The following is a 24,864-nucleotide window of genomic DNA, read 5'->3' on the forward strand; positions in this document are numbered from 1 at the left end:
GAGGGCTTCGCGGTAGCCCTGAGGGCAGGGACGGCCGTGTCCGCCCTCAGCGGGGCGGGTCGCAGACGAGCACGGTAGGCGCCCCGGCCACCCGGGTGACGACGACGACCGCCGTCCCGCCGCCCGGGCCGCGCAGCTGCCGCGCCAGCGTCTCCGGCTCGATCGCCGAGCCCCGCTTCTTCACCGTGACCCGGCCGACGCCGCGGGCGCGCAGCAGCGCCCGCAGCTTCTTGAGGTTGAACGGGACCACCTCGGTGACCCGCAGCGAGCTGACCCAGGGGGAGTCCGCCGGGGCGTCGGAGGTCAGGTAGGCGATGGTGGGGTCGACGCCGGTGGCGCCGAGCCGGTCGGCGACCAGCGCCACCAGGCCGGAACGGATCACCGCCGGATCGGGCTCGTGCAGCCAGTGCCGCACCGCGGCCACCGGGGTGAGCCCGGGGTCGACGTCGGCGGTCAGCTCCAGCACCGTGCCGTCGGGCTGCAGCTGCGCGGCGCGGCGCCAGGTCGCCGACACCCCGGGCCCCCACAGCAGCGCCTCGACGATCGACCCACCGGCGGAGACCCACTCGGCCTCGACCCCGGCCGGCACCCGGTCGTGGTCGAGCCCCGGGGCCACCTTCACCACGCAGGTGGGCAGCACGTCGAGCAGCCGGGACACCGTCGACCAGGGCGGTGACCACCGGTCGGGGTCCAGCAGCCGCCGGCCACCCGCCCGGCGGGCCGGGTCCAGGACGGCGGCGTCGCACCCGGCCACCCGGCCGTCGGCGGCGGCCGCCACCAGGTCGACGACGTCGGCGTCGCGCACCTGCACGCGGTCGGCCAGACCGAGCGCGGTCGTGTTGAGAGCGGTGAGCTCCCGGGCGACCGGGTCGCGGTCGACCGCCACCACCCGGGCGCCCGCGCGGGCCAGCGCGATCGTGTCGGTGCCGGCGGCGCAGCCCAGGTCGGCGACCTCCGCGGCGCCGCCGGCCAGCAGCCGGTGCGCCCGCCGGGTGGCCAGCACCGGGCGGCCCGCCTGCTCCAGGGCCTCGCCGGTGAAGAGGAGCCGGTCGGCGTCGGCGCCGAAGGCCGCCCGGGCGCGCTCGCGCTGGCGGGCGAGGCCCCAGGCCGGCCCGGCCAGGTCCACCCCCACCTCGGCGCGCAGCCGGGTCAACGCGGCGACGGCGTCGACCCCTGCGGAGAGCAGGGCGGTCGCCCGCGCCAGCGCCGCGGTGCCGGCGGGGGTGGCGACCGCCCGCAGCTGGCGGACCGTCTCGGCCGTCAGGTCGCCGGGCTCCGCCTCCGGGTGCGCGCTGGACACGTCCACCAGCCTGGCCCACGCCCGTGTCGCCCGGGCGGGCGACCCGGTTGAGTGGCTGGCACTCGCGTGGGTAGAGTGCCAACGACACGGCCGGTGGCTGACCCCCGCGACGGCAGCTCCCGCGACTCCGTGCCACAGCATCTGCACCACCGCACGACCTTCCGAGTACCCGTCCGACACCGAAGGGGGCGTCACGACGTGACGACCGCTACCAAGGTCAACATCAAGCCGCTCGAGGACCGCGTGGTCGTCCAGGCCAACGAGGCCGAGACCACCACCGCCTCCGGTCTGGTCATCCCGGACACCGCCAAGGAGAAGCCCCAGGAGGGCACCGTCGTCGCCGTCGGCCCCGGCCGCGTCGACGACAACGGCAACCGGGTCCCGCTCGACGTCAACGTCGGCGACGTGGTCATCTACTCGAAGTACGGCGGCACCGAGGTGCGCTACGGCGGCGAGGACTACCTCGTCCTGTCCGCGCGCGACCTGCTCGCCGTCGTCGAGAAGTAAAGGACCCTCCTGCCCCCCACCGCTCGCAAGCTCGCGGTGGGCCCCTGCAGGAGGGCCGGCGGCTGGTGACCCGTTCATCGCCGCTCGCGCTCCGAACGTCCGCCCCGGCGACCCGAGATACCGGGTCCCGGGGCGGACGTCGTCCGCCCCTGTTCTCCTCCGCGCACCCTGAGAGAGGTCTGGCAATGGCCAAGATCATCCTGTTCGACGAGGACGCCCGGCGCGCCCTCGAGCGCGGCGTCGACAAGCTCGCCGACGCCGTCAAGGTCACCCTCGGCCCCCGCGGTCGCAACGTCGTCATCAACAAGAACTTCGGTGCCCCGACGATCACCAACGACGGCGTCACCATCGCCCGGGAGATCGACCTCGAGGACCCCTACGAGAACCTCGGCGCGCAGCTGGCGAAGAACGTCGCCACCAAGACCAACGACGTCGCCGGTGACGGCACCACCACCGCTACCGTGCTGGCCCAGGCGCTCGTCCACGAGGGCCTGCGCAACGTGGCCGCCGGCGCCAACCCGATGGCCGTGGGCCGCGGCATGCGCGCCGCCGTCGACGCCGTGCACGCGGCGCTGGACCAGGTGGCGATCCCGGTCGACGACCGCGGCGCCATCTCCGAGGTCGCCACCATCTCAGCCCAGGACGCCACCGTCGGCGACCTGATCGGTGAGGCGATGGAGCGGGTCGGCAAGGACGGCGTCATCACCGTCGAAGAGGCCAGCGGCATGACGACCGACCTGGACGTCACCGAGGGCGTGCAGTTCGACAAGGGCTACCTGTCGCCGTACTTCGTCACCGACAACGAGTCGATGGAGGCCGTCCTCGAGGACGCCCTCGTGCTGCTCGTGCAGGGGAAGATCAGCGCGCTGGCCGACCTGCTGCCGCTGCTGGAGAAGGTGCTCTCGACCGGTGGCCGCCCGCTGCTGATCGTCGCGGAGGACGTCGAGGGCGAGGCGCTGTCGACGCTGGTGGTCAACTCCATCCGCAAGACCGTCAAGGTCGTCGCGGTCAAGTCGCCGTTCTTCGGCGACCGGCGCAAGGCCTTCATGGCCGACCTCGCCGTCGTCACCGGTGGCCAGGTCGTCAGCGAGGACGTCGGCCTGTCCCTGGACTCCGTCGGCCTGGAGGTGCTCGGCACCGCCCGCCGGGTCACCGTCACCAAGGACGACACCACGCTGGTCGACGGTGGCGGCACGTCCGAGGCCATCGCCGACCGGGTCGCCCAGATCCGCAAGGAGATCGAGGCCACCGACTCCGACTGGGACCGGGAGAAGCTGCAGGAGCGGCTGGCCAAGCTGGCCGGCGGCATCGCGGTCATCCGGGTCGGTGCGGCGACCGAGGTCGAGATGAAGGAGAAGAAGCACCGGATCGAGGACGCCATCGCCGCCACCCGCGCCGCGGTGGAGGAGGGCGTCGTCCCCGGTGGCGGCTCCGCGCTGGTGCACGCCGCCAGCGCCGTCGAGGCGCTGGACCTCTCCGGCGACGAGCTGATCGGGGCCCGGTCGGTGCGCAAGGCGATCGACTCGCCGCTGGCCCTGATCGCCTCCAACGCGGGCTTCGAGGGCCCGGTCGTCGTCGGCAAGGTCCGCGAGCTCGGCGTCGGGCAGGGCTTCAACGCCGCGACCGGTGAGTTCGGCGACCTGGCAGCTCAGGGGGTCATCGACCCGGTGAAGGTCACCAAGGCCGCGCTGGCGCACGCCGTGTCCATCGCCGCGATGGTGCTCACGACCGACTCCGCGATCGTGGAGAAGCCTGCCGAGGAGGAGCCCGCCGACGGCGGTCACCACACCCACGGGCACTCGCACGGCCACGGGCACAGCCACTGAGCAAGGGCCCCTCCAGCGGCTCACCCCTCGGGGCGAGCCGCTGGACGGGGGCCGACCGCCGGGGGAGCCTCCCGGCCGACGGTCACGCTGAATGCCGAGAGGGCCGGTCCGACATCACGTCGGACCGGCCCTCTCGGCATTCAGCGGGCGGCGGGGTCTCCCCGCCCGGCGGCGCTGACCCCGGTGCTCAGACCCCGGCGGCGATGGCCGCGGGCTCGGCTGCGATCAGCCGGGTCCGCTCCTCCTCGCTCATGCCGCCCCAGACCCCGTAGGGCTCGCGGACGGCGAGTGCGTGCTTGAGGCACGCGTCGATGACGGGGCACGTTCCGCAGACGGCCTTGGCGGCGGCCTGGCGGCGGGCGCGTGCCGGGCCGCGCTCGCCGTCGGGGTGGAAGAACAGCGAGGTGCTCTCACCCCGGCAGGCGCCGTGCAGCTGCCAGTCCCAGACCTCGGCGACGGGGGTGGGCAGTCGGCGGATGTCGGCCATTGGACCTCCTCGGCTCGGATGCACCGGGGGGTCTGCCCGGTCACGGAGCAGCGGGTGCCCCCGCGCAGTCGGCGGCAAACACGGCTGATCCCGTTTCATCGTGCGGAATCTCCCGGGGTGTGCATCGCGTCGTCCCCGGCCGGCGACGTCCGCGCAGGTCTCACCCCCGCGGGTGACGGGCGCTGTCCTCCCGTCACCCCGGCGATCAAGGTGGTCACAGGGAGTGCCGACCACCGGGGTGGGGGACACCCCGACACCCGTCCGGGGGTCGGAGGTGGCGGCACCCCTGGGAGCGGGGCGCACCTCGTTCCCGACCGTCGGACCGGGCGCTCGCCCGGACCGGTACGCGCCGGCTCCCCGCCGGCGCAGAACGGGAGCACGCGGTGATCGAGGACAGGATGCGCGGCAACGGCGGCGCAGGCGCCGTGGTCTGGGTGTTCGACGAGCGTCGCCGGGTGCGCGACGAGGTCGCCGGCCGACTCCTCGCCCTGCCGTTCGTCAGTCGGGTCGAAGCGGTCGGTGACCCGGCCGCACTGCTGGCGCGGCTGGACAACCGGCTGCCCGACGTCCTGCTCGTCGGCACCCAGCGGGCCACCGACAGTGGTCTGTCCGTGGCCACCCAGGTCCTCCGCGCCCACCCCGCGTTGCGGGTCCTGGTCCTCGGCGCCCCCGACGACGCCGACTCCGTGCGGGCTGCGGTCGCCGCCGGCGCCCGCGGCTACCTGCGGTGGGACGCCAGCCCGCTCGAGCTGGGCCTGGGCCTGTCCCGCACCGGCCTGCGCAACGAGCCGGGCCGGCCGCCGTCGCTGGCCCCGGCGCCGCGCGCGCCGCACCAGGTGCTGGCCGGTTCCGGTGGGCCGTCGTCCGGGCCGTCCTGGGGCGGGGCGACCCCGCTGGCCGGGCTCGCCCCCACGACCGTCCGCTCGACGGTCCCCGAGACCCCGGCCGTCGCGCTCTCCATGCGGGAGATGCAGGTGCTCACGGGCATGAGCCAGGGCAAGAGCAACGCCCAGATCGGCCGTGAGCTCTACCTGTCCGAGGACACCATCAAGACCCACGCCCGGCGGCTGTTCCGCAAGCTGGGCGCCAAGGACCGCGCCGAGGCGGTTGCCACCGGCTTCCGCCGCGGGATGATGACCTGACACTGCGGTCCTACCGGACGCACCGCGGCCAGGAGCCGTCCCCGGGCGCCGCTGAGCCGTTGCCGGCGTTGCGCCGGGGACCCTGCGGGTCCGCCACCGCCTCGCCGATGCGCTGACGCGCAGTTCTCCGTGGCGGCTACTCGTCGCGGGCGTGCCGGCCGCCGGTGCCGTGCCGGCCGGTCGGTTCCTCGCGCTCGGCGAGCGCCGCGATCCCGTCGGCGTAGCCGCTGGCGTAGTCCCAGCTGACGTAGTCGTCCGGGTTCGGGTCGAACGGCGGCTCGTGCCGGCCGGTCTGCCCCTCGTCGAGCAGCTGGCGCAGGTTGGCCTGCATCAGCGCCCAGTCGACGTGGTGCTCCTCCTGGCAGTCCTGGCAGTCGACGACGATGCCCTTGACGCCCGTGGGCTCCAGCAGGGTGCGGAAGACCTCCAGCTCGGCGAGGTCGTCGAGCACCCCCGCCCGCTCCTCCATGGTCAGCGGCGGGTGGCCCGGTCCGCCGTCGGGGTCGGGCCCGAACTCCCCGCCGAAGTCGCGGTCGGGGAACCCGTCAGCTGCGTCCCACGCGTCCACGTGTCCTCCTCGCCCGGTCCTGCTCCTGTGGTCGCACCGGCACCGCTGGTGACCAGCGGGGGCGGTGTCCGACGGACCACGGTAACGGGGGAACAGCGCCGCTGGGGGCTCCGCCTACCATCGACGTGGTCCCCTTGCGCCGTCGGCGGCGCTCCACCACCAACTCCGAGAGGGTGGCGACACGTGCAGCTTGATGCGCATGGTCTCGACGAGCACCGTCCCGAACTGCCGGCCAAGTTCGCCCCGCTGGGGCTGACCTACGACGACGTGCTCCTGGTCCCCGGGCCCTCGGACATCGTGCCCACCGACGTCGACACGAGTTCCCGGCTGACCCGCGGCATCCGGCTGGCCATCCCGCTGCTCTCCTCGGCGATGGACACCGTCACCGAGTCGCGGATGGCGATCGCCATGGCCCGCGCCGGGGGCATCGGCGTCCTGCACCGCAACCTCGCCGCCGAGGACCAGGCCGGCCAGGTCGACCTGGTGAAGCGCTCCGAGGCGGGCATGGTGACCAACCCGGTCACCTGTTCCCCGGACAACACCCTGGCCGAGGTGGACGCGCTGTCGGGTCGGTACCGGATCTCCGGGGCCCCGGTGGTCGACGCCGACGGCGTGCTCGTCGGCATGGTGACCAACCGGGACATGCGCTTCGAGACCGACCAGAACCGGCTCGTCCGGGACGTGATGACGCCGATGCCGCTGGTCACCGCCCCGGTGGGCGTCGACCCGGAGCGGGCCCTGGCGCTGCTCAAGCAGCACAAGATCGAGAAGCTCCCGCTCGTCGACGACGCCGGCCGGCTGCGCGGGCTGATCACCGTCAAGGACTTCGTCAAGCGCGACCAGTTCCCCGACGCCACCAAGGACGTCGACGGCCGGCTGTCGGTCGGTGCGGCGCTGGGCGTGGGCGAGGACGCCTACAAGCGCGCCGGGCTGCTCGTGGACGCCGGGGTCGACGTGCTCGTCGTCGACACCGCCCACGGGCACCAGCGCGCGGTGCTGGAGATGGTCGCCCGGGTGAAGCGGGACTTCGCCGACGTGGGCCACGGCGTGCAGGTCGTCGGCGGCAACATCGCCACCCGCGCCGGCGCGCAGGCGCTCATCGACGCCGGGGTGGACGCGGTCAAGGTCGGGGTCGGCCCCGGCTCCATCTGCACCACGCGGGTGGTGGCCGGGGTCGGCGTCCCGCAGATCAGCGCGATCTACGAGGCGAGCCTCGCCGCGCGCCCGGCCGGCGTCCCGGTCATCGCCGACGGCGGGCTGCAGTACTCCGGCGACATCGTCAAGGCCCTGGTCGCCGGCGCCGACACGGTGATGATCGGCGGGCTGTTCGCGGGCGTCGAGGAGGCGCCGGGCGAGCTGGTCTTCATGAACGGCAAGCAGTACAAGACCTACCGCGGCATGGGGTCGCTGGGCGCGATGCAGAAGCGTGGCAACCAGTCCTTCAGCCGGGACCGGTACTTCGCCGACGACGTCCTCTCCGACGACAAGCTCGTGCCCGAGGGCATCGAGGGGCAGGTGCCCTACCGGGGCCCGCTGTCCGGGGTCGCCCACCAGCTGGTCGGCGGCCTGCGCGCCGGGATGGGCTACGCGGGCGCGGCCACCGTCGCCGACCTGCAGGAGCGCGGCCAGCTCACCCGGATCACGTCCGCCGGGCTGACCGAGAGCCACCCGCACGACATCCAGATGACCGTCGAAGCACCGAACTACCGGGGACGCTGACCGATGCCCGTACGCGACAACGTCGAGATCGGTCTGAACCGCTTCGCCCGCCGGGGCTACGACCTGGACGAGGTGTCGATCGTCCCCTCCCGGCGAACCCGTGACCACGACGACGTCTCCACCGCCTGGCAGATCGACGCCTTCCGCTTCGAGATGCCGCTGATCACCAGCCCCAGCGACGCCGTGGTCAGCCCGGCCACCGCGATCGCGATCGGCCAGGTCGGTGGGCTCGGCGTGCTCAACGCCGAGGGTCTGTGGACCCGCTACGACGACCCGACCGACGTCTACCGCCGCTTGCGCGACGCCGCCGGCCCGGACAGCGGCCCGCCGACCGCGCTGCTGCAGGAGGTCTACGCCGAGCCGGTGAAGCCCGACCTGATCACCGCCCGGGTCAAGGAGCTGCGCGACTCGGGCGTGACGACGGCGATCCGGGTCTCCCCGCAGCACACGCTGCAGCTGGCCCCGACGATCCTCGCGGCGGGGGTCGACCTGCTCGTCATCCAGGGCACGATCGTCTCCGCCGAGCACGTGACGACGGCGGGGGAGGCGCTGAACCTCAAGGAGTTCATCGCCGACCTCGACGTCCCGGTGATCGTCGGCGGCGCGGCCGACTACCAGACCGCGCTGCACCTGATGCGCACCGGCGCTGCCGGCGTGATCGTCGGCGTCGGGGCCGACAGCTGGTCCACCGCCGACGCCGTCATGGGCGTCCGGGTGCCGCTGGCCAGCGCGATCGCCGACGCCGCCGCGGCCCGCCGTGACTACCTCGACGAGACCGGCGGCCGGTACGTGCACGTCATCGCCAACGGCCGGATCGAGACCAGCGGTGCGATCGCGCGTGCCCTGGCCTGCGGTGCCGACGCCGTCCAGCTGGGGGAGCCGCTGCGGGCCGCGAGCGAGGCCCCGGCCGGCGGTGTGTGGTGGGACTCGGTCGCCGCCCACCCGAGGCTGCCCCGCGGCGGCACCTCGGGTGCCGCCGAGCCGCGCGGCACGATGGAGCAGCTGCTGCTCGGGCCGGCGGCCACCGCCGACGGGCGCACCAACCTCTTCGGCGCGCTGCGGCGCACGATGGCCAAGACCGGCTACCGCGACCTCAAGGAGTTCCAGCGGGTCGACCTGGTCCTCGGTGGCGGCAGCGGCGAGAGCGCCGTCGGCCCCGGCCACCTGGTCGGCTGACGATGGACTTCCCGACCGTCCTGGTCGTCGACTTCGGCGCCCAGTACGCGCAGCTGATCGCCCGCCGGATCCGGGAGGCCGGGGTCTACTCCGAGCTCGTCGGCTCCGACGTCCCGGTCGAGGAGCTGCTGGCCCGCAAGCCGGCGGCGATCGTCCTGTCCGGTGGCCCCTCCAGCGTCTACGCCGAGGGGGCGCCGCAGATCGACCGCACGTTGTTCGAGGCCGGCGTGCCCGCCTTCGGCATCTGCTACGGCTTCCAGGCGATGGCCGCCAGCCTCGGCGGCACGGTCGCCCGCACCGGTGACCGCGAGTACGGGGGCACCCCGCTGACCGTCACCACCCCCGGACGGCTGTTCGGTGCGATGCCGAACGAGCAGTCGGTGTGGATGAGCCACGGCGACGCGGTGAGCGCGGCCCCGCCCGGGTTCACCGTGACCGCGACCTCGACCGGTGCCCCGGTCGCGGCGTTCGAGGACGTCGACCGGCGGCTGGCCGGCGTGCAGTTCCACCCCGAGGTGAAGCACACCGCGCACGGTCAGACGGTGCTCGAGCACTTCCTGTTCGACATCGCGGGCCTGGAGCGCAGCTGGACGATGGCCAACGTCGTCGACGAGCAGGTCGCCGCGATCCGGGAGCAGATCGGCGACCGGCGGGCCATCTGCGGGCTGTCGGGCGGGGTCGACTCCGCGGTGGCGGCCGCGCTGGTCCAGCGGGCCATCGGCGACCGGCTCACCTGCGTCTACGTCGACCACGGCCTGATGCGCGAGGGCGAGACCGAGCAGATCGAGCGGGACTTCGTCGCGGTCACCGGCGCCGACCTGCGGGTCGTGGACGCCAGCGATCAGTTCCTCGCCGCACTGGCCGGGGTCAGCGACCCGGAGACCAAGCGGAAGATCATCGGCCGGGAGTTCATCCGGGTCTTCGAGCAGGCCGCGCTCGACGTGATCGCCGATGCCAAGGAGCACGGGGAGACCGTGGACTTCCTGGTGCAGGGCACGCTCTACCCCGACGTCGTCGAGTCCGGTGGCGGCACCGGGACGGCGAACATCAAGAGCCACCACAACGTCGGCGGGCTGCCCGAGGACCTCACCTTCACCCTGGTCGAGCCGCTGCGCACGCTGTTCAAGGACGAGGTGCGCGAGGTCGGCCGGCAGCTCGGCCTGCCCGACACCCTGGTGCAGCGGCAGCCCTTCCCCGGCCCGGGCCTGGGCATCCGGATCATCGGTGAGGTCACCCGCGACCGGCTGGACGTGCTCCGCCGGGCCGACGCGATCGCCCGCGAGGAGCTCACCGCGGCGAAGCTGGACACCGAGATCTGGCAGTGCCCGGTGGTGCTGCTCGCCGACGTCCGCTCGGTGGGGGTGCAGGGCGACGGGCGCACCTACGGGCACCCGGTGGTGCTGCGCCCGGTGTCCAGCGAGGACGCGATGACCGCCGACTGGACCCGGCTGCCCTACGACGTGCTGGCGAGGATCTCCACCCGGATCACCAACGAGGTCGCCGAGGTGAACCGGGTCGTGCTCGACGTGACGAGCAAGCCCCCGGGCACCATCGAGTGGGAGTGAGTCGGAGGACCCCACCCCCCCGCGGCGGGGCCTTACCCCTGCCCGCGCTCGGGTGGCGGTGACCGGCGGGCCGTGATCTGGTTGCCGGCGGTCTGACCGTCGACACCTGGAGGTTCCGAGTGACCACCGGAGCGTGGCCGCTCGTGCCGAGCCTCATCGCCCTGGTCCTGATGGGCGTGGTCATCGTGGTCGTCGGGGTCCGGCTGACCCGGGCGGCGGACGAGCTCGCCGACCGCACCGGCCTCGGCGACGCGATCGGGGGTGCGCTGCTCCTGGGAGCGGTGACCTCCCTCCCGGGCAACGTCGCCGTCCTGACCGGGGCGCTGGAGGGGGACGCCGGATTCGCGCTGGCGAACCCGGTCGGCGGCATCGCACTGCAGACCGTCTGGCTGGCGGTCGCCGACCTGGTGTACCGCCGGGCCAACCTCGAGCACGCCGCCGCGTCGCTGGAGAACGTCATGCAGTCGGTGATCCTCATGGCGATGCTGTCGCTGCCGGTGATCGCCTACTCGACGCCCCAGCTGACCCTCGGCTGGATCCACCCGGTCACGCTGCTCATCCCGCTCCTCTACGCCTACGGGTTGCGGCTGCTGCGCCGGATGCACGACCACCCGATGTGGGTGCCCACCCACACCTCGGCGACGGAGGGCTCGCACGACGAGGAGGAGGGCTCCGGTCGCTCGACCCGGCGGCTGTGGGCCACGCTGGCCGGGCTGGGGCTGATCGTGGGCGTCGCCGGCTGGGTCGTCGGGCAGGCCGGTCTCGGCGTCGCTGCCGGAACCGGTCTGGAGGGCGGCATCATCGGGTTCACGCTGACCACGGCCGTGAGCTCGCTGCCCGAGCTGGTCGTGCTGGTCACGGCGGTGCGGATGGGGCAGCTGACCCTCGGGGTCGGCAACATCGTCGGGGGCAACGTCTTCGACATGCTGATGGTCGCCGTCGCGGACCTGGGCTACATCAACGGCTCCCTGTACCGGGACGCCGGCTCGACCAGCCTGGTGCTGCTGGGCGGCACCATGCTGCTGATCGCGGTGCTCACCGCCGGGCTGGTGATGCGGGACCGGAAGGGCATCGGGTTCGAGGGCCTGCTGCTCCCGCTGATCTACGTCGGCACGGTCGCCCTGGCCACGGTCAGCATCTGACGTGGGCCCGGGGAGCGACCGCTCCCCGGGCCCACGTGCACCTCGACCGCGCTCATCTGCGTCGGCGGGCCCGGCGCAGCTCGTTGACCAGGAGGGCCAGCCCGGCGCCGATCAGCAGCACCCAGCTGAAGCCGTGCTCGAACCAGCTCAGCGGCAGGGTCACGCCGGTCATGAACAGGACGGCGAGGCCGATGAAGAACACGCCGGCGACCAAGGCGGTGGTGTCCAGGTCACGCCGGCGGGCCGGCGGGTCGGTCGGGGAGGCGCCGCTGGGGAACACCTCGGTCTGCTCCCGGCCGTAGGGGTCGTGCTCAGCCACGGGACACCTCCACGCTCCCGGCACCGAGGGAGATCGTGAGCACGATCTCCGGGTCGTCGTCGTCGCTCCAGTCCGCGCCGTACCCCGGGAAGAACCCGGACTCCAGGGCGTCCCCGAACAGCTCCACATCGCCGATGGCGTTGTCCACGCTCACTTGGACGTCGGCCGAGAAGGGCACCAGGACCCGGACGTCGCCCAGGCCGGAGTCCACGCTGGTGCGGATGGTCCGGTCGCTGTCGGCCAGGTCGAGCTCGCTGAGGTCGAGGGTGAAGTCCCCGGCCCCGTGCTCGTACTCCGACTGCACGGCGGCGGCGGTCATCGGCCGGTAGGTGCGGTCGCCCATCTCGCCGTTGGGCAGCTGCACCGTCGAGGCGATCAGCAGGGCCGCGGAGAGCAGCAACCCGAGGGTGATCAGGCCGCCCTTGGCGCCACGCCCCACGCCCGTCAGGGCGCCGACCACCAGGCCGACGCCGATGACGAGCAGCGCGCTGCCGAGGAAACCGCGGGCCCCGAGGTCGAGGTCGGTGAACTGCGTGACCAGCACCCCGACGCCGAGGACGATCAGCAACGCCGCGACGGTCACCCCCGGAACCGGCGAGCGCGGGCCGGACGGCGGGCGCGGGGCCCGGTCTCCCGGTTGCACGGCCGGCGCCGCCGGCATCAGCAGCCACAGCAGGACGTAGATCACGATCCCGCTGCCGCCGGCGAGGGTGAGCGCGATCGCGCCGACCCGCCAGAGCAGGGCGTCGACGCCGGTGTAGTCGGCGAGGCCGCCGGCGACGCCGCCGATCACCTTGTCGGTGCGGCTGCGGCGCAGCTGCGGGCGGGGCGCCGGGTCGGGCGGCGGCGGAGGAGGCCAGGAGCCCGGCGGCTGCTCGGCCGTCGGGGGTGGCGCGGAGGGAGGAAGTGCTGAGGACATGGCCCCAGCCTGCTCACCCCGACGGCGCAGCGGTATCGGGGAACCCCCTGGACCGACCCTGATCCCACCCGCCCGGTCGACCCGGACCGTCCCGTGCCCGCACTCCGGGTGATCACCGGTGTGCGGGCACGGCAGGCGGTGACACCATCGATCCGTGACCACCAGCACCGCGCCGACCGCCCGGCCCCCCGTGGGCCTCGGCGCCCGGCCCCCGCTCGCGCGCCCGGCCTCCGGCCGGCTGCTCGCCGGGGTCGCCGCGGGCACGGCCGCGCACCTGCGCCTGGACCCGCTGGTGGTCCGCGTCGTCATCACCGGGCTGGCCTTCGCCGGGGTCGGGGTCGTCGCGTACGCGCTCCTCTGGCTGACGATGCCCGTCGTCGAGGAGTCCGACGACGGTGCCCCGGCCGCCGTGATCGGCGAGCGCCCCAGCCGGCGGCAGCTGATCCTGCTGGCGCTGCTCTCCTTCGCCGCCTTCGGGCTGGTCTCCCAGCTGCTCACCTTCGGCGGCTACGACGTCGTCGTACCGCTGGCCCTGGCCGGGACCGGCCTGGCGGTCATCTGGCGGCAGACCGACACCGACACGTCGCGGTCCCGCCGCACCAGCCGCTGGGCGCTGGCCGCCGGCGTCGCCGTCGGCGTGGTCGGGGTGGTGCTGCTGCTGGCCACCACCGGGCAGCTGGCCAACGCCCGCAACGGCTTCACCGCCACCGTGGTGATCCTGGTCGGCCTGGTGCTGGCGACCGCCCCGTTGTGGCGCCGGCTGCTCGACCAGCGGGCGACCGAGCGTGCCGCCCGCATCCGCTCCGAGGAGCGCGCCGCGGTCGCCGCGCACCTGCACGACTCGGTGCTGCAGACCCTGGCGCTCATCCAGCGGCACGCGGAGGACCCGACCGTGGTCGGGCGGCTGGCCCGCAGCCAGGAGCGCGAGCTGCGCGCGTGGTTGTACGAGCCGACGGTGGCCACCGGCGGCACCTGGGCCGGGCTCGTCGCCCGGCTGGTCGCCGAGGTCGAGGCCGACCACGCCGTCGCGGTCGACCCGGTGGTCGTCGGCGACCTGCCGGTCGACGACGCGGTCGCCGCGCTGGGACAGGCTGCGAAGGAGGCGGTGGTGAACGCCGCCAAGCACTCGGGGGCTCCCCGGGTGTCGCTCTACTCCGAGGTGACGCCGGCGACGGTGACGGTCTTCGTGCGGGACCGTGGCACCGGCTTCGACCCGGCTGCGGTGCCCGGGGACCGCCGGGGCCTGCGCGACTCGGTGGTGGGCCGGCTCACCCGGCTCGACGGAACGGCGACGGTGCGTTCAGCACCAGGAGAGGGGACCGAGGTGGAGCTGTGTCTCCCGCGCGAGGCGGGGGTGTCCGCGTGAGCGCGCCGATCCGCGTCTTCCTGGTCGACGACCACGCGATGGTCCGGGCCGGGGTCCGCACCGAGCTCGGCGACGACGTCGAGGTCGTCGGGGAGGCCGCCGACGTGGCGACCGCGATCTCCGGGATCCGCGCCGCGGCGCCCGACGTCGTCCTGCTCGACGTGCACCTGCCCGGCGGCAACGGGCAGGCGGTGCTCGAGGCGCTGCGCGTGGAGCTGCCGCGGACCCGCTGGCTGGCGCTGTCGGTCTCCGACGCCGCGGAGGACGTCATCGCGGTCATCCGCGCCGGCGCCCGCGGCTACGTCACCAAGACCATCTCCGGCGCGGAGCTGCGCGACGCGGTGCGCCGGGTCGCCGAGGACGACGTGGTGTTCAGCCCCCGGCTGGCGGGTTTCGTGCTCGACGCCTTCGCCGCCGCCGGCGCCGTCGCGGCGCCCACCAGCGCGGACCCGGCCGTCGACCCCGGCCTGGACCTGCTCTCGGCCCGGGAGCGGGAGGTGATGCAGCTGCTGGCCCGCGGCTACACCTACCGGGAGATCGGCCAGCGGCTGTTCATCTCGGTCAAGACCGTCGAGTCGCACGCCTCGAACGTGCTGCGCAAGCTGCAGCTGTCCAACCGCAACGAGCTCACCCGCTGGGCGGCGACCAACCGCCTGCTCTAGGCGGTGTGGACCACCTGGAAGGACTCGGCGAGCCGGCCCTCGGGCAGGCCGTGGGCGCGCGCGTTCTCCCGCATCCAGCCGGTCAGGAACTCCTCCAGCTGACCCTCGGGCCAGTGGGAGACCTGGCTGGCGTGCGAGCGCAGCGCAGCGAGCTTGCGGTCCAGCACGTCGGTCACGTCGACGGCGTGGTCCGAGCGCGGGCCGCCGCCGAGCCACACCTCCGACACCGTCCAGGCCTCCAGGCCCCCGTCGGCCAGCAGCTCGGGGAAGGCGAACGGGTTGCGGGCGTCGGGGTAGACCGCGCGCAGCGTCGACTCCCCGACGGTCATGTGGTCGGGGTGGCTCGCGCCGATCCGCTCCCAGAACCGCTCGGGAGAGCTGGTGAGCACCCGCTGCGGGCGCACCTGGCGGATCACCCGGGCGATGTCCCGGCGCAGCTCGAGGGAGAGCTCCAGCCGCCCGTCGGGGTACCCGAGGAAACGCACGTCGCTGACCCCGACCGCGGCCGCGGCAGCGGTCTGCTCCTCCCGGCGCAGCGGGCCCATCCGGTCCCGGGGGGTGTCGTCGAAGCCGCCCGCGTCGCCGTCGGTGACCATGCAGTAGGTCACCTCGGTGCCCGCCGCGGTCCAGGTGGCGATGGTCCCGGCGCTGCCGAAGTCGACGTCGTCGGGGTGGGCCAGCACGCACAGGGCGCGCTCGACGTGCTCGGCAGGGGCGGTCGGCAGCGGCATCACGCGCCGCAGCCTAAGGCCCCGTCCCGAGGCCTGCCCCGAGCCCGCGAGGAGGGTCTCCCTCAGAGCCGGCCGCGGCCCTGGCGGAGCAGCATCATCCCGAGCGCGGCGCCGTCGGGGCCGAGCGCGCTGCGGAACCGGGCGAGCACCTGGCGTTCACGCGAGAGGTTGAGCCGCATCCCGCCCGAGGCGGTGCGCAGGGACCCGATCTCCTGGGAGATCGCCAGCCGGCGCTGCACCAGCTCGATGATCTGGGCGTCGCAGGCGTCGATCTCGCTGCGCAGCACGCCGATCCGGTCGTCGGCCCGAGCGGCCGGCTGGGCGGTGACGGGGGAGAGGGTGGTGCTCATCGGGACCTCCGGGGTGGGGAGGGCCGTCGGACCCCGCAAGACGAGAAACGCCCCGGGGCCATCGGGCCCGGGGCGTCGTGTGCGGTGGCTGCTCAGCCAGCGGTGACGGACACCGGAACCCGGTGGCCGTAGTAAAACTCGCGGTGGCGCAGCACGGGTCGAGTGTGACACGGACGACGCCCGCGGCGCCACCCGCCCCGCGCGTCACACCCGGTGCACGGCGCCCGGGGCCGTCACCCGTCCGGCTTACAGTGGCGGGGACATGAGCAGCCCGCAGATCTCCCTCCCCGGCACCGCCGCGCTCGCGCGCTCCACCCCCGGCCAGACCGGGCGGGAGCTCGACCGGATGCTCGCCGGCCTGAACGGCCCCCAGCGCGACGCCGTCGTCCACGAGGGCAGCCCGCTGCTCATCGTGGCCGGAGCCGGTTCGGGCAAGACACGGGTGCTCACCCACCGGATCGCCTACCTGCTGGGCGCCCGGGGGGTGCAGCCGGGGGAGATCATGGCGATCACCTTCACCAACAAGGCCGCCGGGGAGATGAAGGAGCGCGTCGCGGCCCTCGTGGGGCCCCGCGCGCGGGCGATGTGGGTGTCGACGTTCCACTCGATGTGCGTGCGCATCCTGCGTGCCGAGGCCGCCAAGCTCGGCATGAAGAGCTCGTTCACCATCTACGACCAGGGCGACTCGGTGCGCCTGATGACGATGGTCGCCCGTGACCTCGACCTCGACGCCAAGCGCTACCCCGGGCGGAGCCTGGCCAACCAGGTGTCGAACCTGAAGAACGAGCTGGTCGACGAGGAATCCTTCAGCCCCCAGACGGCGCCGGAGAAGGTGCTCAAGGAGGCGTACACGCTCTACCAGCGGCGGCTGCGCGAGGCGCACGCGATGGACTTCGACGACCTGATCATGACCACCGTCAACCTGCTGCAGGCGTTCCCGGACGTCGCCGAGCACTACCGCCGCCGGTTCCGGCACGTGCTGGTCGATGAGTACCAGGACACCAACCACGCCCAGTACATGCTGGTGCGGGAGCTGGCCGGTGGCCCCGGCGGGCCGGTGCCGCAGGCCGAGCTGTGCGTCGTCGGTGACGCCGACCAGTCGATCTACGCCTTCCGCGGCGCCACGATCCGCAACATCGACGAGTTCGAGCGCGACTACCCCGACGCCACGACGATCGTGCTGGAGCAGAACTACCGCTCCACGCAGCGGATCCTCCGGGCCGCCAACACCGTCATCGCGAAGAACACCTCCCGCCGGCCGAAGAACCTGTGGTCCGACGCCGGCGACGGCGAGCTGATCTCCGGCTACGTCGCCGAGAACGAGCACGACGAGGCGGCCTGGGTCGCCGAGCAGATCGACGCGCTCACCGACGAGGGCAAGGCCCGCCCGGCCGACATCGCGGTCTTCTACCGCACCAACAACGCCTCCCGGGTGTTCGAGGAGGTGTTCATCCGGGTCGGCATGCCCTACAAGGTGGTCGGCGGGGTGCGCTTCTACGAGCGCAAGGAGGTCCGCGACGCGCTGGCCTACCTCAAGCTCGTCGCCAACCCGGCCGACGTGGTCAGCCTGCGCCGGATCATCAACGTGCCCAAGCGGGGCATCGGCGACAAGGCCGAGTCCTGCATCGAGCAGTTCGCCGACCGCGAGCGGATCGCCTTCGGCACCGCGCTGCGCCGCTGCTCGGAGATCACCACGCTCGCCCCGCGCTCGCTCAAGGCGCTGCAGGAGTTCGTCGCGCTGCTGGAGGAGTTCGAGCAGCTGGTCGAGACCGGCTCGGGTCCCGCCGCGCTGCTGGAGAGCATCCTCGACCGCACCGGGTACCTGGCCGAGCTGTCGGCCAGCACCGACCCGCAGGACGAGGGGCGGGTCGACAACCTCAACGAGCTCATCTCGGTGGCCGCCGAGTTCGAGGCGGCCTCACCCGGCGGCACGGTCACCGACTTCCTGGAACAGGTGTCCCTCGTCGCCGACGCCGACCAGATCCCCGGGGGCCCCGGAGGGGAGGACGGAGCCGACGCGGGCGTGGTCACGCTGATGACCCTGCACACCGCGAAGGGCCTGGAGTTCCCGGTGGTCTTCCTCACCGGCCTGGAGGACGGCGTCTTCCCGCACCTGCGCGCCCTCGGCGACCCCAAGGAGCTGGAGGAGGAGCGCCGCCTGGCCTACGTGGGCATCACCCGGGCCCAGCAGCGGCTGTTCCTCTCCCGGGCCACGGTGCGCACCAACTGGGGTCAGCCGGCCTACAACCCGCCGTCCAGGTTCCTCGACGAGCTCCCCGCCGACACCGTGCAGTGGGCCAATCTGCAGCCGGCGCCGTCCACCCCGCTGTCGTCGGCCCAGCAGCGGGTCGCCGCGACCGGGCTGTCCACCGGCGGGCTGCGCGGCGGGGCGGGCAAGCGCGCCGTCATCAGCGTCGACGTCGGCGACCGGGTCAGCCACGACGCCTTCGGGCTGGGCACCGTGGTCGAGGTCAACGGCGCCGGGGACAAGGCCCAGGCGACGGTCGACTTCGGCTCCGGCGGCACCAAGCGCCTCGTGCTGCGCTACGCCCCGCTGGTCAAGCTGTAGGCGACGACGTGCCGGGCGGTGAGCGGGAGGCCGATCTCGCCGCCTGGTACGACCGCGACGCGGCCGCCTTCCAGGCCGCGGGCTGCAGCTGTCCGGCGTCGACCTCTCGCCCCAGCACGTCGCGCTGTGCCGGGCGGCCGGGGTCGATGCGCACGTGGCCCCGGTGCGTGCCCTGCCCTTCGGGGACGCGAGCCTCGACGCGGGCTGGACGATGAGCACGCTGCTGCACGTCCCCGACGCCGAGCTCGACCAGGCGCTCACCGAGATCCGCCGGGTGCTGCGCCCGGGCGCCCCGCTCGCCGTCGGCGTGCGGTGCGGTGCCGACGTGGAAGGGCCGCTGGCCTCCGACGCGTTCGACCCGCCGCGCTTCGTCAGCTCCCGGTCGCCCGGGCGGCTGGTCGAGTGCTGAGCCGGCACGGCGAGGTGGCGCGGTCGGAGGTGTGGGCCGCCGGTGGCGAGCGGAACGATCGCTACCAGTCGGTCCTGCTGCGCCTGCCGGGCACCTGAGCCCGGCGGTCAGCGGACGGAGAGCCCGCGCTCGGCCAGCCACTCCTCGGGGTCGGTGGGCTTGCCGTTCATCCCGCCGACGTGGATCTCGTAGTGCAGGTGGGGGCCGGTCGACTGCCCCTGGTTGCCGACCTTGGCGATCTGCTCGCCGGCGGAGACGACGTCGCCGGCCTCGACGCTGTAGTAGCGCATGTGACCGTAGATGTGCACGTTGCCGTCGGCGTCCTGGATGTAGACCGCGTTGCCGTAGCCCGAGGCCGGGCCGGCGCGCAGCACCACGCCGTCGGCGGCCGAGTAGATCGGGGTGCCCAGCGGTGCGGCCAGGTCCAGGCCCCAGTGCATGGTGCCCCAGCGCATGCAGAAGCAGGTGGTCAGCCGGCCGGTGGTCGGGACGACGAAGTCGGGCTCGCGCGCCGCTCGGGACGCCGCGATCTCGCCCAGCCGCGCCGCGGCCTCGGCCTGGCTGATCTCCCCCCGCGCGGCCGCGACGTCCACCCCGCCGGCGAAGCTGACGTCCTCGACGCCCAGGCCGTAGTCCTGCCCGGAGGCCACCGGTGCGGTGTCGGTGGTGCCGCCCAGCAGTGCGGCCCCCAGTGCGCCGGCGACGGCCACGGCGAGCAGCACCGGTCCGCGACGGCCCGGGGGGCGGCGGGCGGCGGTCGGGCGGGGGAGCCGGGGGCGGCGGAGCTGGGGACGGCGGAGGTGGGGGACACCGACCCGGCGGCGCGGCACGCGGGTCCGGTCCTCGGCAGCGTCGTCCTGAGGGCCCTCGTCGTCCTCCCGGGTGCTGTCCGGGTCGGCGTCGAGCTCGGCCCAGCTCCCGTCCCAGTCCGACTCGTCCCAGTCCGGGCCCGGTGTCCAGTCGCCGTCCCAGGCGTCCTCGGTGCCCAGGTCGGCGTCGGACACCGATGTGGTCCGGCCCACGAGCTCGCGCAGTCGGGTCAACGGGCACCTTCCGGGGGTGGCACCCCGGGGGGAGCCGGGGTGCCTGGGGGGCGCCGGTCACCGGGGAGGGCGACCGGGCTGCGCACAGGCTGTGCGTCGACGTCTCCGGGCGAATGCCATCGATGTCATTCCGGACGCTAACCACGGTCGAGGGACCGGACAACGACCTGACGACACGTGTCGCGGCAGTGTGCGCTGCGTGACGACACACGCCACATGGGGCGCAGGAATGCCGCCTCAGGCGGCGACGGGAGGGTCGGCGGGGGTGGCGCTCCGCTGCCCGGCCAGCGTCGCGGCGACCTCGTCGACGACGGCTCGGTGGATCGGCAGGGACATGTGCCCCACCCCGCGGACCAGCACGTTGCGGACCCGCAGGTCGGGGTGCTCGCACCGGCCGGCGGTCGAGGGGACGACGACCTGGTCCAGGTCGCTGTAGACGGCTGTGACGGGGGTGCGGCAGCCCGGCGCGGGCCGGGCCAGCTCCCGCAGCAGGGGGGACCCGGGCCGGAGCTGGCGGATCAGCGGGGTCGGCAGCACGTGCGCCCACCGCGAGCCGCCGTGCGGGGTGCCCAGGGTGACCAGCGACTCCACCCGGGCGTCACCGCCGAGCCGCTGCACCAGGTACCGGGCGATCAGCCCGCCCAGGCTGTGCCCGACCACGTGCACCCGCTCGTGCCCGGTCTCGCTGCACACCCGCTCGACGTGCCGGCCGAGCGCCTCCGCCGCGCCGGCCACGTCCCGCACCAGCGGGCCGTAGTTCCAGGAGCAGACCTGGGCGAAGCCGCGCCGCCGCAGGCCGCGCCGCATGATCGCGAAGACCGACCGGTTGTCGACCAGGCCGTGCACCAGGACGACCGGGATCCGGGCGGCCAGCGGGTCGTCGGCGAACAGGGCCCGCACCCCGGGGGGCTGGGTGCCCGGGCGGTACCGGCCGTCGGCGCGCACGCGTTCGGTGCGGGCTCCGAGCGGGTAGAGCAACGCGTGGGCGCCGACCCAGGCCAGCTCGGTGAGGCCGCCGGTGAGCGCGATCGGGCTGACCAGTGACCGCAGGCCGGAGCGGGCCGACGCCGTCCGGTCCGGTACGTCGGTGGCGGCTGCGGTCGCGCGGGCGTGCCACGCTGGGGGAGAGGGTGGGTCGGTGGTGTGCACCTGGTCTCCCTCCGCCCGTCCGGCCCGGCGCCGGGGGCGCCGCGTGCACTCGTGGTGTGCTCGGTTCGGGGACCGTAATGCCCCCGTGTGCCGGACATCACACAACTGCCCTGCGACACGACCGACCCAGTGACCTCCGAGGGGGAACCGTGCCCGCCCGCGACCGCGCGCCTGCCCGTTCCACGGCCGGCCGGCCGAGCGCCCGCCGGGCGTCCAGCAGTGCTGCTCGGCCGGCGCGTCGGCCGGCGGACCGACCTGCCGGTGACCCGCTGGTCGTCGGGACGGTCCCTCCGCTCGCCCGGGTCGCCGGGGTGCTGCTCGCCCTCGCCGGCCTGGTCGGCGCCGTCGGCGTCTTCCCCACCTACCTGACGGTCGGCGGGACCACGATCGACCTCGTCACCGGCCCGCTCGATGCCCTGGTGGCGCTGATCGGCCCGCTCGTGTCACTGCTGATCGGGGTGGTGCTGGCTCTGGGGCGGGTGCCGCGGCTGGGGTTGGCCTACGCGGCGGTGAGCGGTGCGCTGGCGGTCGGCCGGCTGCTGATCGAGCTGCACCAGGGGCACGGCTCCACCGCCCGTCCGGCGATCGAGGTGCTGGCCGGTGAGCGCGTGCTCACCAGCTCGGTGGAGACCGGCGCAGGATGGGTCCTCGGTCTGGTCGCCCTCGGCCTGACCGTGCTCGCGGGTGGGGTCGCCCTGGTGGCGTGGGGGCGCACCGTGATGGAGGACGCCGGAACGCTGGACCCGGTGCGGCCGGTGCTGGCCGGGTCGGCGGTGGTGCTCGGCGTCGTCGGGGTGCTCTGCCTGGCGCTGCCCGCCGCCGACGTCCCCGACCGGGTGGTGGCCGACCCGGTGACCGGGCTGGAGACCGTGGTGACCGTCGAGGGGCCGCAGGCCCTGCTGGAGCGGCCCGGGCTCGCGCTGCTCGGCGGGCTGCTGCTCGCCGGCGCGCTCCTGCTGTGCTCGGTGACCGCGCCGTCGCTGCGCCCCCGGCTGGGCGCGGTCGGCGGCCTGCTGGCCCTGTCCGTGTTCGTGCTGGCCACCGCGCTGGCCGGGATGCGGGACGCCGCCCGGAGCCCGGAGGTCGAGTGGACCGTGCCCGGGATGGGCCTGCTGCTGGTCGGCCTGGGCTTCGCCGGGCTGACCGTCGTCGCCTGGCGCTGGCGGACCGGCGTGACGGCCACGCGGGAGTGACGCAGGACACGCCAGGGGGCCTAGAGTCCACGGCGTGACCAGCGAGCGCATCCGGGTGGTGATCGCCAAGCCCGGCCTGGACGGGCACGACCGCGGCGCCAAGGTGGTCGCGCGCGCCCTGCGCGACGCCGGCATGGAGGTCGTCTACACCGGCCTGCACCAGACCCCGGAGCAGATCGTGGAGACCGTCGTGCAGGAGGACGCCGACGCCGTCGGCCTCTCCGTGCTCTCCGGTGCGCACCTCACGCTCTTCGCCCGGCTCGCCGAGCTCCTGCGCGAGCGCGGCGTCGACGACGTGGTCGTCTTCGGGGGCGGGATCATCCCCGAGGCCGACCTGCCCGAGCTGGCCCGCCTGGGCGTGGCGCGCGTGTTCACCCCCGGTGCCAGCACCGAGGAGATCGTCGGCTGGGTGCGCGCGCACGTCGGCGCCCCCGCCGGGGCGTGACACGCCCACCCCGATCGGGGTGACGCGCCGCACTCGCGGCCGGGCGCGTGAGCGGCGGCCGCAGCGGCGGTCTACGGTGCCTGTTCGTGGATCTCTTCGAGTACCAGGCCCGTGACCTGTTGGCCGCGCACGGCGTCCCCGTGCTCCCCGGCGGCGTAGCCGAGACACCCGAGCAGGCCGAGGCGATCGCCCGCGAGATCGCGGCGCCCGTCGTGGTCAAGGCCCAGGTGAAGGTCGGCGGCCGGGGCAAGGCGGGGGGCGTGAAGCTCGCCGACGACCCCGAGACCGCCAGGGCGCGCGCCCAGGACATCCTCGGGCTGGACATCAAGGGTCACATCACCCACCGCGTGATGGTCGCCCAGGCCAGCGACATCGCCGAGGAGTACTACTTCTCCTACCTGCTCGACCGGTCCAACCGCACCTTCCTGGCGATGGCCTCGAAGGAGGGCGGCATGGAGATCGAGCAGCTCGCCGTCGAGCGCCCCGAGGCGCTGGCCCGGGTCCCCGTCGACGCCTCCGTCGGTGTCGACACCCAGAAGGCCGCCGAGATCGTCGATGCCGCCGGCTTCCCCGCCGAGGTTCGCGACCAGGTCATCGCCATCGCGGTGCAGCTGTGGGACGTCTTCAGCAAGGAGGACGCCACCCTGGTCGAGATCAACCCGCTGGCCAAGGCGCCCGACGGCACCGTCCTCGCGCTGGACGCGAAGGTGACCCTCGACGAGAACGCCGGCTTCCGGCACCCCGAGCACGAGGCACTCGAGGACGCCGCCTCCGCCGACCCGCTGGAGGCCGCGGCCAAGGCCAAGGACCTCAACTACGTCAAGCTCGAGGGCGAGGTCGGCATCATCGGCAACGGCGCCGGCCTGGTCATGAGCACGCTGGACGTCGTGGCCTACGCCGGCGAGGACTTCGGCGGCGTCCGCCCGGCGAACTTCCTGGACATCGGTGGCGGCGCCTCCGCCGAGGTCATGGCCAACGGGCTGGGCATCATCCTCTCCGACCCGGCCGTGAAGAGCGTCTTCGTCAACGTCTTCGGCGGGATCACCGCCTGCGACGCCGTCGCCAACGGCATCGTCGCGGCGCTGGGCCAGCTCGGCGACGAGGCCAGCAAGCCGCTGGTCGTCCGGCTCGACGGCAACAACGTGGAGGAGGGCCGGCGGATCCTCGCCGACGCCAACCACCCGCTGGTGACCGTGGTGGACACGATGGACGGCGCCGCCCGCCGGGCCGCCGAGCTCGCCGCCCTCTAACCGCCCCCGGCCTGAACAGGACTCACCAGAGATGTCGATCTTCCTCACCGAGAACAGCAAGGTCATCGTCCAGGGCATGACCGGCTCCGAGGGGCGCAAGCACACGCAGCGCATGCTCGCCTCCGGCACCGCCATCGTCGGTGGCGTCAACCCGAAGAAGGCCGGCGAGACCGTCGACTTCGACGGCGCCAGCGTCCCCGTCTTCGGCAGCGTCTCCGACGCCATGAAGGAGACCGGCGCCGACGTCAGCGTCATCTTCGTGCCGCCGGCCGGCGCGAAGAACGCCGTCATCGAGGCCGTCGACGCCCAGATCGGGCTCGCCGTCGTGATCACCGAGGGCATCCCGGTGCACGACTCGACCTACTTCTGGGCCCACGCCCAGGGTGGCACCACCCGGATCATCGGCCCGAACTGCCCGGGCCTGATCAGCCCCGGGCGGTCCAACGCCGGGATCATCCCCGCGAACATCACCAAGGCCGGCAAGATCGGCCTGGTCAGCAAGAGCGGCACGCTGACCTACCAGATGATGTACGAGCTGCGGGACATCGGCTTCTCCACCGCCGTCGGCATCGGCGGCGACCCGGTCATCGGCACCACGCACATCGACTGCCTCCAGGCCTTCCAGGACGACCCGGAGACCGAGGCGATCGTGATGATCGGCGAGATCGGTGGCGACGCCGAGGAGCGGGCCGCGGACTTCATCAAGGCCAACGTGACCAAGCCGGTCGTCGGCTACGTCGCCGGCTTCACCGCGCCGGAGGGCAAGACGATGGGCCACGCCGGTGCGATCGTCTCCGGTTCGGCCGGCACCGCCCAGGCCAAGCAGGAGGCCCTCGAGGCCGCCGGCGTCCGGGTGGGCAAGACCCCGTCGGAGACCGCGCGGCTGATGCGCGAGATCGTCGGAGGCTGACGCCACCGCGAGCATCGCAGGGAGCGCCAGCGACCGAGGAGCGGAGCGGCGGCGGATGCCGACCCGTGTCCCGGAGGCTGACGCCACCGCGAGCATCGCAGGGAGCGCCAGCGACCG

24 protein-coding genes are annotated in these 24,864 nt (G+C 74.0%); 15 read left to right on the forward strand and 9 right to left on the reverse strand.

Going from position 1 to position 24,864, the window contains the following annotated elements:
• Positions 1–46: 46 nt before the first annotated feature.
• Positions 47–1,300, reverse strand: coding sequence for a class I SAM-dependent methyltransferase (locus ACI79A_RS14400; RefSeq protein WP_457084261.1), 1,254 nt, complete (start codon positions 1,298–1,300; stop codon positions 47–49).
• A 198-nt stretch (positions 1,301–1,498) separates the two neighbouring features.
• Here ACI79A_RS14400 and groES point away from each other — a divergent pair, with 198 nt between their 5' ends.
• Together groES and groL are read left to right on the forward strand one after the other, a co-directional pair.
• Positions 1,499–1,807 (forward strand): co-chaperone GroES, encoded by a 309-nt coding sequence (gene groES, locus ACI79A_RS14405; protein ID WP_036334331.1) that lies wholly within the window; start codon positions 1,499–1,501, stop codon positions 1,805–1,807.
• Positions 1,808–1,992: 185 nt separating this feature from the next.
• Entirely contained in the window at positions 1,993–3,633 is a 1,641-nt protein-coding gene (gene groL / locus ACI79A_RS14410) for a chaperonin GroEL (protein ID WP_457084263.1), read from the forward strand.
• A gap of 187 nt (positions 3,634–3,820) precedes the next feature.
• Here groL and ACI79A_RS14415 read toward each other — a convergent pair whose 3' ends face one another.
• A complete protein-coding gene (locus tag ACI79A_RS14415; protein ID WP_457063782.1) occupies positions 3,821–4,120 on the reverse strand; it encodes a WhiB family transcriptional regulator in 300 nt (99 codons plus the stop codon).
• A 383-nt stretch (positions 4,121–4,503) separates the two neighbouring features.
• On the opposite strand from ACI79A_RS14415, the gene ACI79A_RS14420 reads away from it, so the two are divergent.
• A complete protein-coding gene (locus ACI79A_RS14420) occupies positions 4,504–5,262 on the forward strand; it encodes a response regulator transcription factor (RefSeq protein ID WP_457084265.1) in 759 nt (252 codons plus the stop codon).
• Between the two features lie 136 nt (positions 5,263–5,398).
• Here the strand turns inward: ACI79A_RS14420 and ACI79A_RS14425 are convergent, their stop codons facing one another.
• Positions 5,399–5,830, reverse strand: a complete 432-nt coding sequence (locus ACI79A_RS14425) for a DUF5319 family protein (protein ID WP_457084267.1) — start codon at positions 5,828–5,830, stop codon at positions 5,399–5,401.
• Between the two features lie 183 nt (positions 5,831–6,013).
• On the opposite strand from ACI79A_RS14425, the gene guaB reads away from it, so the two are divergent.
• The 4 genes from guaB to ACI79A_RS14445 all read left to right on the forward strand — a co-directional run bounded on the left by guaB (position 6,014) and on the right by ACI79A_RS14445 (position 11,432).
• A complete protein-coding gene (guaB, locus tag ACI79A_RS14430; RefSeq protein ID WP_457084269.1) occupies positions 6,014–7,549 on the forward strand; it encodes an IMP dehydrogenase in 1,536 nt (511 codons plus the stop codon).
• Between the two features lie 3 nt (positions 7,550–7,552).
• Positions 7,553–8,725: a GuaB3 family IMP dehydrogenase-related protein gene (locus ACI79A_RS14435; protein WP_457084271.1), complete on the forward strand. Its 1,173-nt coding sequence runs from the start codon at positions 7,553–7,555 to the stop codon at positions 8,723–8,725.
• A gap of 2 nt (positions 8,726–8,727) precedes the next feature.
• Positions 8,728–10,290 carry a glutamine-hydrolyzing GMP synthase gene (gene guaA / locus ACI79A_RS14440; RefSeq protein ID WP_457084273.1) on the forward strand — a complete coding sequence of 521 codons (1,563 nt, stop codon included), beginning with the start codon at positions 8,728–8,730 and terminating at the stop codon, positions 10,288–10,290.
• A gap of 143 nt (positions 10,291–10,433) precedes the next feature.
• Complete coding sequence (locus ACI79A_RS14445) at positions 10,434–11,432, forward strand: sodium:calcium antiporter (protein ID WP_457084275.1); 999 nt, start codon at positions 10,434–10,436, stop codon at positions 11,430–11,432.
• A gap of 52 nt (positions 11,433–11,484) precedes the next feature.
• Here the strand turns inward: ACI79A_RS14445 and ACI79A_RS14450 are convergent, their stop codons facing one another.
• Together ACI79A_RS14450 and ACI79A_RS14455 are read right to left on the reverse strand one after the other, a co-directional pair.
• A complete protein-coding gene (locus ACI79A_RS14450; RefSeq protein ID WP_457084277.1) occupies positions 11,485–11,751 on the reverse strand; it encodes a hypothetical protein in 267 nt (88 codons plus the stop codon).
• Entirely contained in the window at positions 11,744–12,670 is a 927-nt protein-coding gene (locus ACI79A_RS14455) for a PspC domain-containing protein (protein ID WP_457084279.1), read from the reverse strand. Before ACI79A_RS14455 ends, ACI79A_RS14450 begins: the two co-directional genes overlap by 8 nt.
• A gap of 154 nt (positions 12,671–12,824) precedes the next feature.
• Here ACI79A_RS14455 and ACI79A_RS14460 point away from each other — a divergent pair, with 154 nt between their 5' ends.
• Both ACI79A_RS14460 and ACI79A_RS14465 read left to right on the forward strand, forming a co-directional pair.
• The gene (locus ACI79A_RS14460) at positions 12,825–14,036 is read left to right on the forward strand and encodes an ATP-binding protein (protein ID WP_457084281.1); all 1,212 of its coding nucleotides are present in this window, start codon (positions 12,825–12,827) and stop codon (positions 14,034–14,036) included.
• Complete coding sequence (locus ACI79A_RS14465) at positions 14,033–14,698, forward strand: response regulator (protein ID WP_457084283.1); 666 nt, start codon at positions 14,033–14,035, stop codon at positions 14,696–14,698. Before ACI79A_RS14460 ends, ACI79A_RS14465 begins: the two co-directional genes overlap by 4 nt.
• Here ACI79A_RS14465 and ACI79A_RS14470 read toward each other — a convergent pair.
• Positions 14,695–15,429, reverse strand: coding sequence for a PIG-L deacetylase family protein (locus ACI79A_RS14470; protein WP_457084301.1), 735 nt, complete (start codon positions 15,427–15,429; stop codon positions 14,695–14,697). The two genes, ACI79A_RS14465 and ACI79A_RS14470, sit on opposite strands and share 4 nt — an antisense overlap.
• Positions 15,430–15,491: 62 nt before the next feature.
• Complete coding sequence (locus ACI79A_RS14475) at positions 15,492–15,779, reverse strand: chorismate mutase (protein WP_457084285.1); 288 nt, start codon at positions 15,777–15,779, stop codon at positions 15,492–15,494.
• A gap of 262 nt (positions 15,780–16,041) precedes the next feature.
• On the opposite strand from ACI79A_RS14475, the gene pcrA reads away from it, so the two are divergent.
• Positions 16,042–18,348: a DNA helicase PcrA gene (gene pcrA, locus ACI79A_RS14480; RefSeq protein WP_457084287.1), complete on the forward strand. Its 2,307-nt coding sequence runs from the start codon at positions 16,042–16,044 to the stop codon at positions 18,346–18,348.
• An 82-nt stretch (positions 18,349–18,430) separates the two neighbouring features.
• The gene (locus ACI79A_RS14485; protein ID WP_457084303.1) at positions 18,431–18,757 is read left to right on the forward strand and encodes a class I SAM-dependent methyltransferase; all 327 of its coding nucleotides are present in this window, start codon (positions 18,431–18,433) and stop codon (positions 18,755–18,757) included.
• A gap of 107 nt (positions 18,758–18,864) precedes the next feature.
• Here the strand turns inward: ACI79A_RS14485 and ACI79A_RS14490 are convergent, their stop codons facing one another.
• Positions 18,865–19,800 carry a M23 family metallopeptidase gene (locus ACI79A_RS14490; protein WP_457084289.1) on the reverse strand — a complete coding sequence of 312 codons (936 nt, stop codon included), beginning with the start codon at positions 19,798–19,800 and terminating at the stop codon, positions 18,865–18,867.
• A gap of 237 nt (positions 19,801–20,037) precedes the next feature.
• A complete protein-coding gene (locus ACI79A_RS14495; protein ID WP_457084291.1) occupies positions 20,038–20,949 on the reverse strand; it encodes an esterase/lipase family protein in 912 nt (303 codons plus the stop codon).
• Between the two features lie 311 nt (positions 20,950–21,260).
• Between ACI79A_RS14495 and ACI79A_RS14500 the strand changes: the two genes are divergently transcribed.
• The 4 genes from ACI79A_RS14500 to sucD all read left to right on the forward strand — a co-directional run bounded on the left by ACI79A_RS14500 (position 21,261) and on the right by sucD (position 24,747).
• Positions 21,261–22,142 carry a hypothetical protein gene (locus ACI79A_RS14500; RefSeq protein ID WP_457084293.1) on the forward strand — a complete coding sequence of 294 codons (882 nt, stop codon included), beginning with the start codon at positions 21,261–21,263 and terminating at the stop codon, positions 22,140–22,142.
• A 34-nt stretch (positions 22,143–22,176) separates the two neighbouring features.
• On the forward strand, positions 22,177–22,587 hold the full coding sequence (locus ACI79A_RS14505) for a cobalamin B12-binding domain-containing protein (RefSeq protein WP_457084295.1): 411 nt from the start codon (positions 22,177–22,179) through the stop codon (positions 22,585–22,587).
• A gap of 86 nt (positions 22,588–22,673) precedes the next feature.
• On the forward strand, positions 22,674–23,837 hold the full coding sequence (gene sucC / locus ACI79A_RS14510) for an ADP-forming succinate--CoA ligase subunit beta (RefSeq protein WP_457084297.1): 1,164 nt from the start codon (positions 22,674–22,676) through the stop codon (positions 23,835–23,837).
• Positions 23,838–23,868: 31 nt separating this feature from the next.
• Positions 23,869–24,747: a succinate--CoA ligase subunit alpha gene (gene sucD, locus ACI79A_RS14515; RefSeq protein WP_457084299.1), complete on the forward strand. Its 879-nt coding sequence runs from the start codon at positions 23,869–23,871 to the stop codon at positions 24,745–24,747.
• Positions 24,748–24,864: the final 117 nt, after the last annotated feature.

This window comes from Modestobacter sp. SYSU DS0657, from assembly GCF_054050925.1.

Excerpts from the sequence above, each read along its gene's own strand:
- groL (WP_457084263.1), top strand. The coding sequence starts at position 1,993 with ATGGCCAAGATCATCCTGTTCGACGAGGACGCCCGGCGCGCCCTCGAG.
- ACI79A_RS14415 (WP_457063782.1), bottom strand. The coding sequence starts at position 4,120 with ATGGCCGACATCCGCCGACTGCCCACCCCCGTCGCCGAGGTCTGGGAC.
- ACI79A_RS14435 (WP_457084271.1), top strand. The coding sequence starts at position 7,553 with ATGCCCGTACGCGACAACGTCGAGATCGGTCTGAACCGCTTCGCCCGC.
- guaA (WP_457084273.1), top strand. The coding sequence starts at position 8,728 with ATGGACTTCCCGACCGTCCTGGTCGTCGACTTCGGCGCCCAGTACGCG.
- ACI79A_RS14455 (WP_457084279.1), bottom strand. The coding sequence starts at position 12,670 with ATGTCCTCAGCACTTCCTCCCTCCGCGCCACCCCCGACGGCCGAGCAG.
- ACI79A_RS14470 (WP_457084301.1), bottom strand. The coding sequence starts at position 15,429 with ATGCCGCTGCCGACCGCCCCTGCCGAGCACGTCGAGCGCGCCCTGTGC.
- ACI79A_RS14475 (WP_457084285.1), bottom strand. The coding sequence starts at position 15,779 with ATGAGCACCACCCTCTCCCCCGTCACCGCCCAGCCGGCCGCTCGGGCC.
- pcrA (WP_457084287.1), top strand. The coding sequence starts at position 16,042 with ATGAGCAGCCCGCAGATCTCCCTCCCCGGCACCGCCGCGCTCGCGCGC.
- sucD (WP_457084299.1), top strand. The coding sequence starts at position 23,869 with ATGTCGATCTTCCTCACCGAGAACAGCAAGGTCATCGTCCAGGGCATG.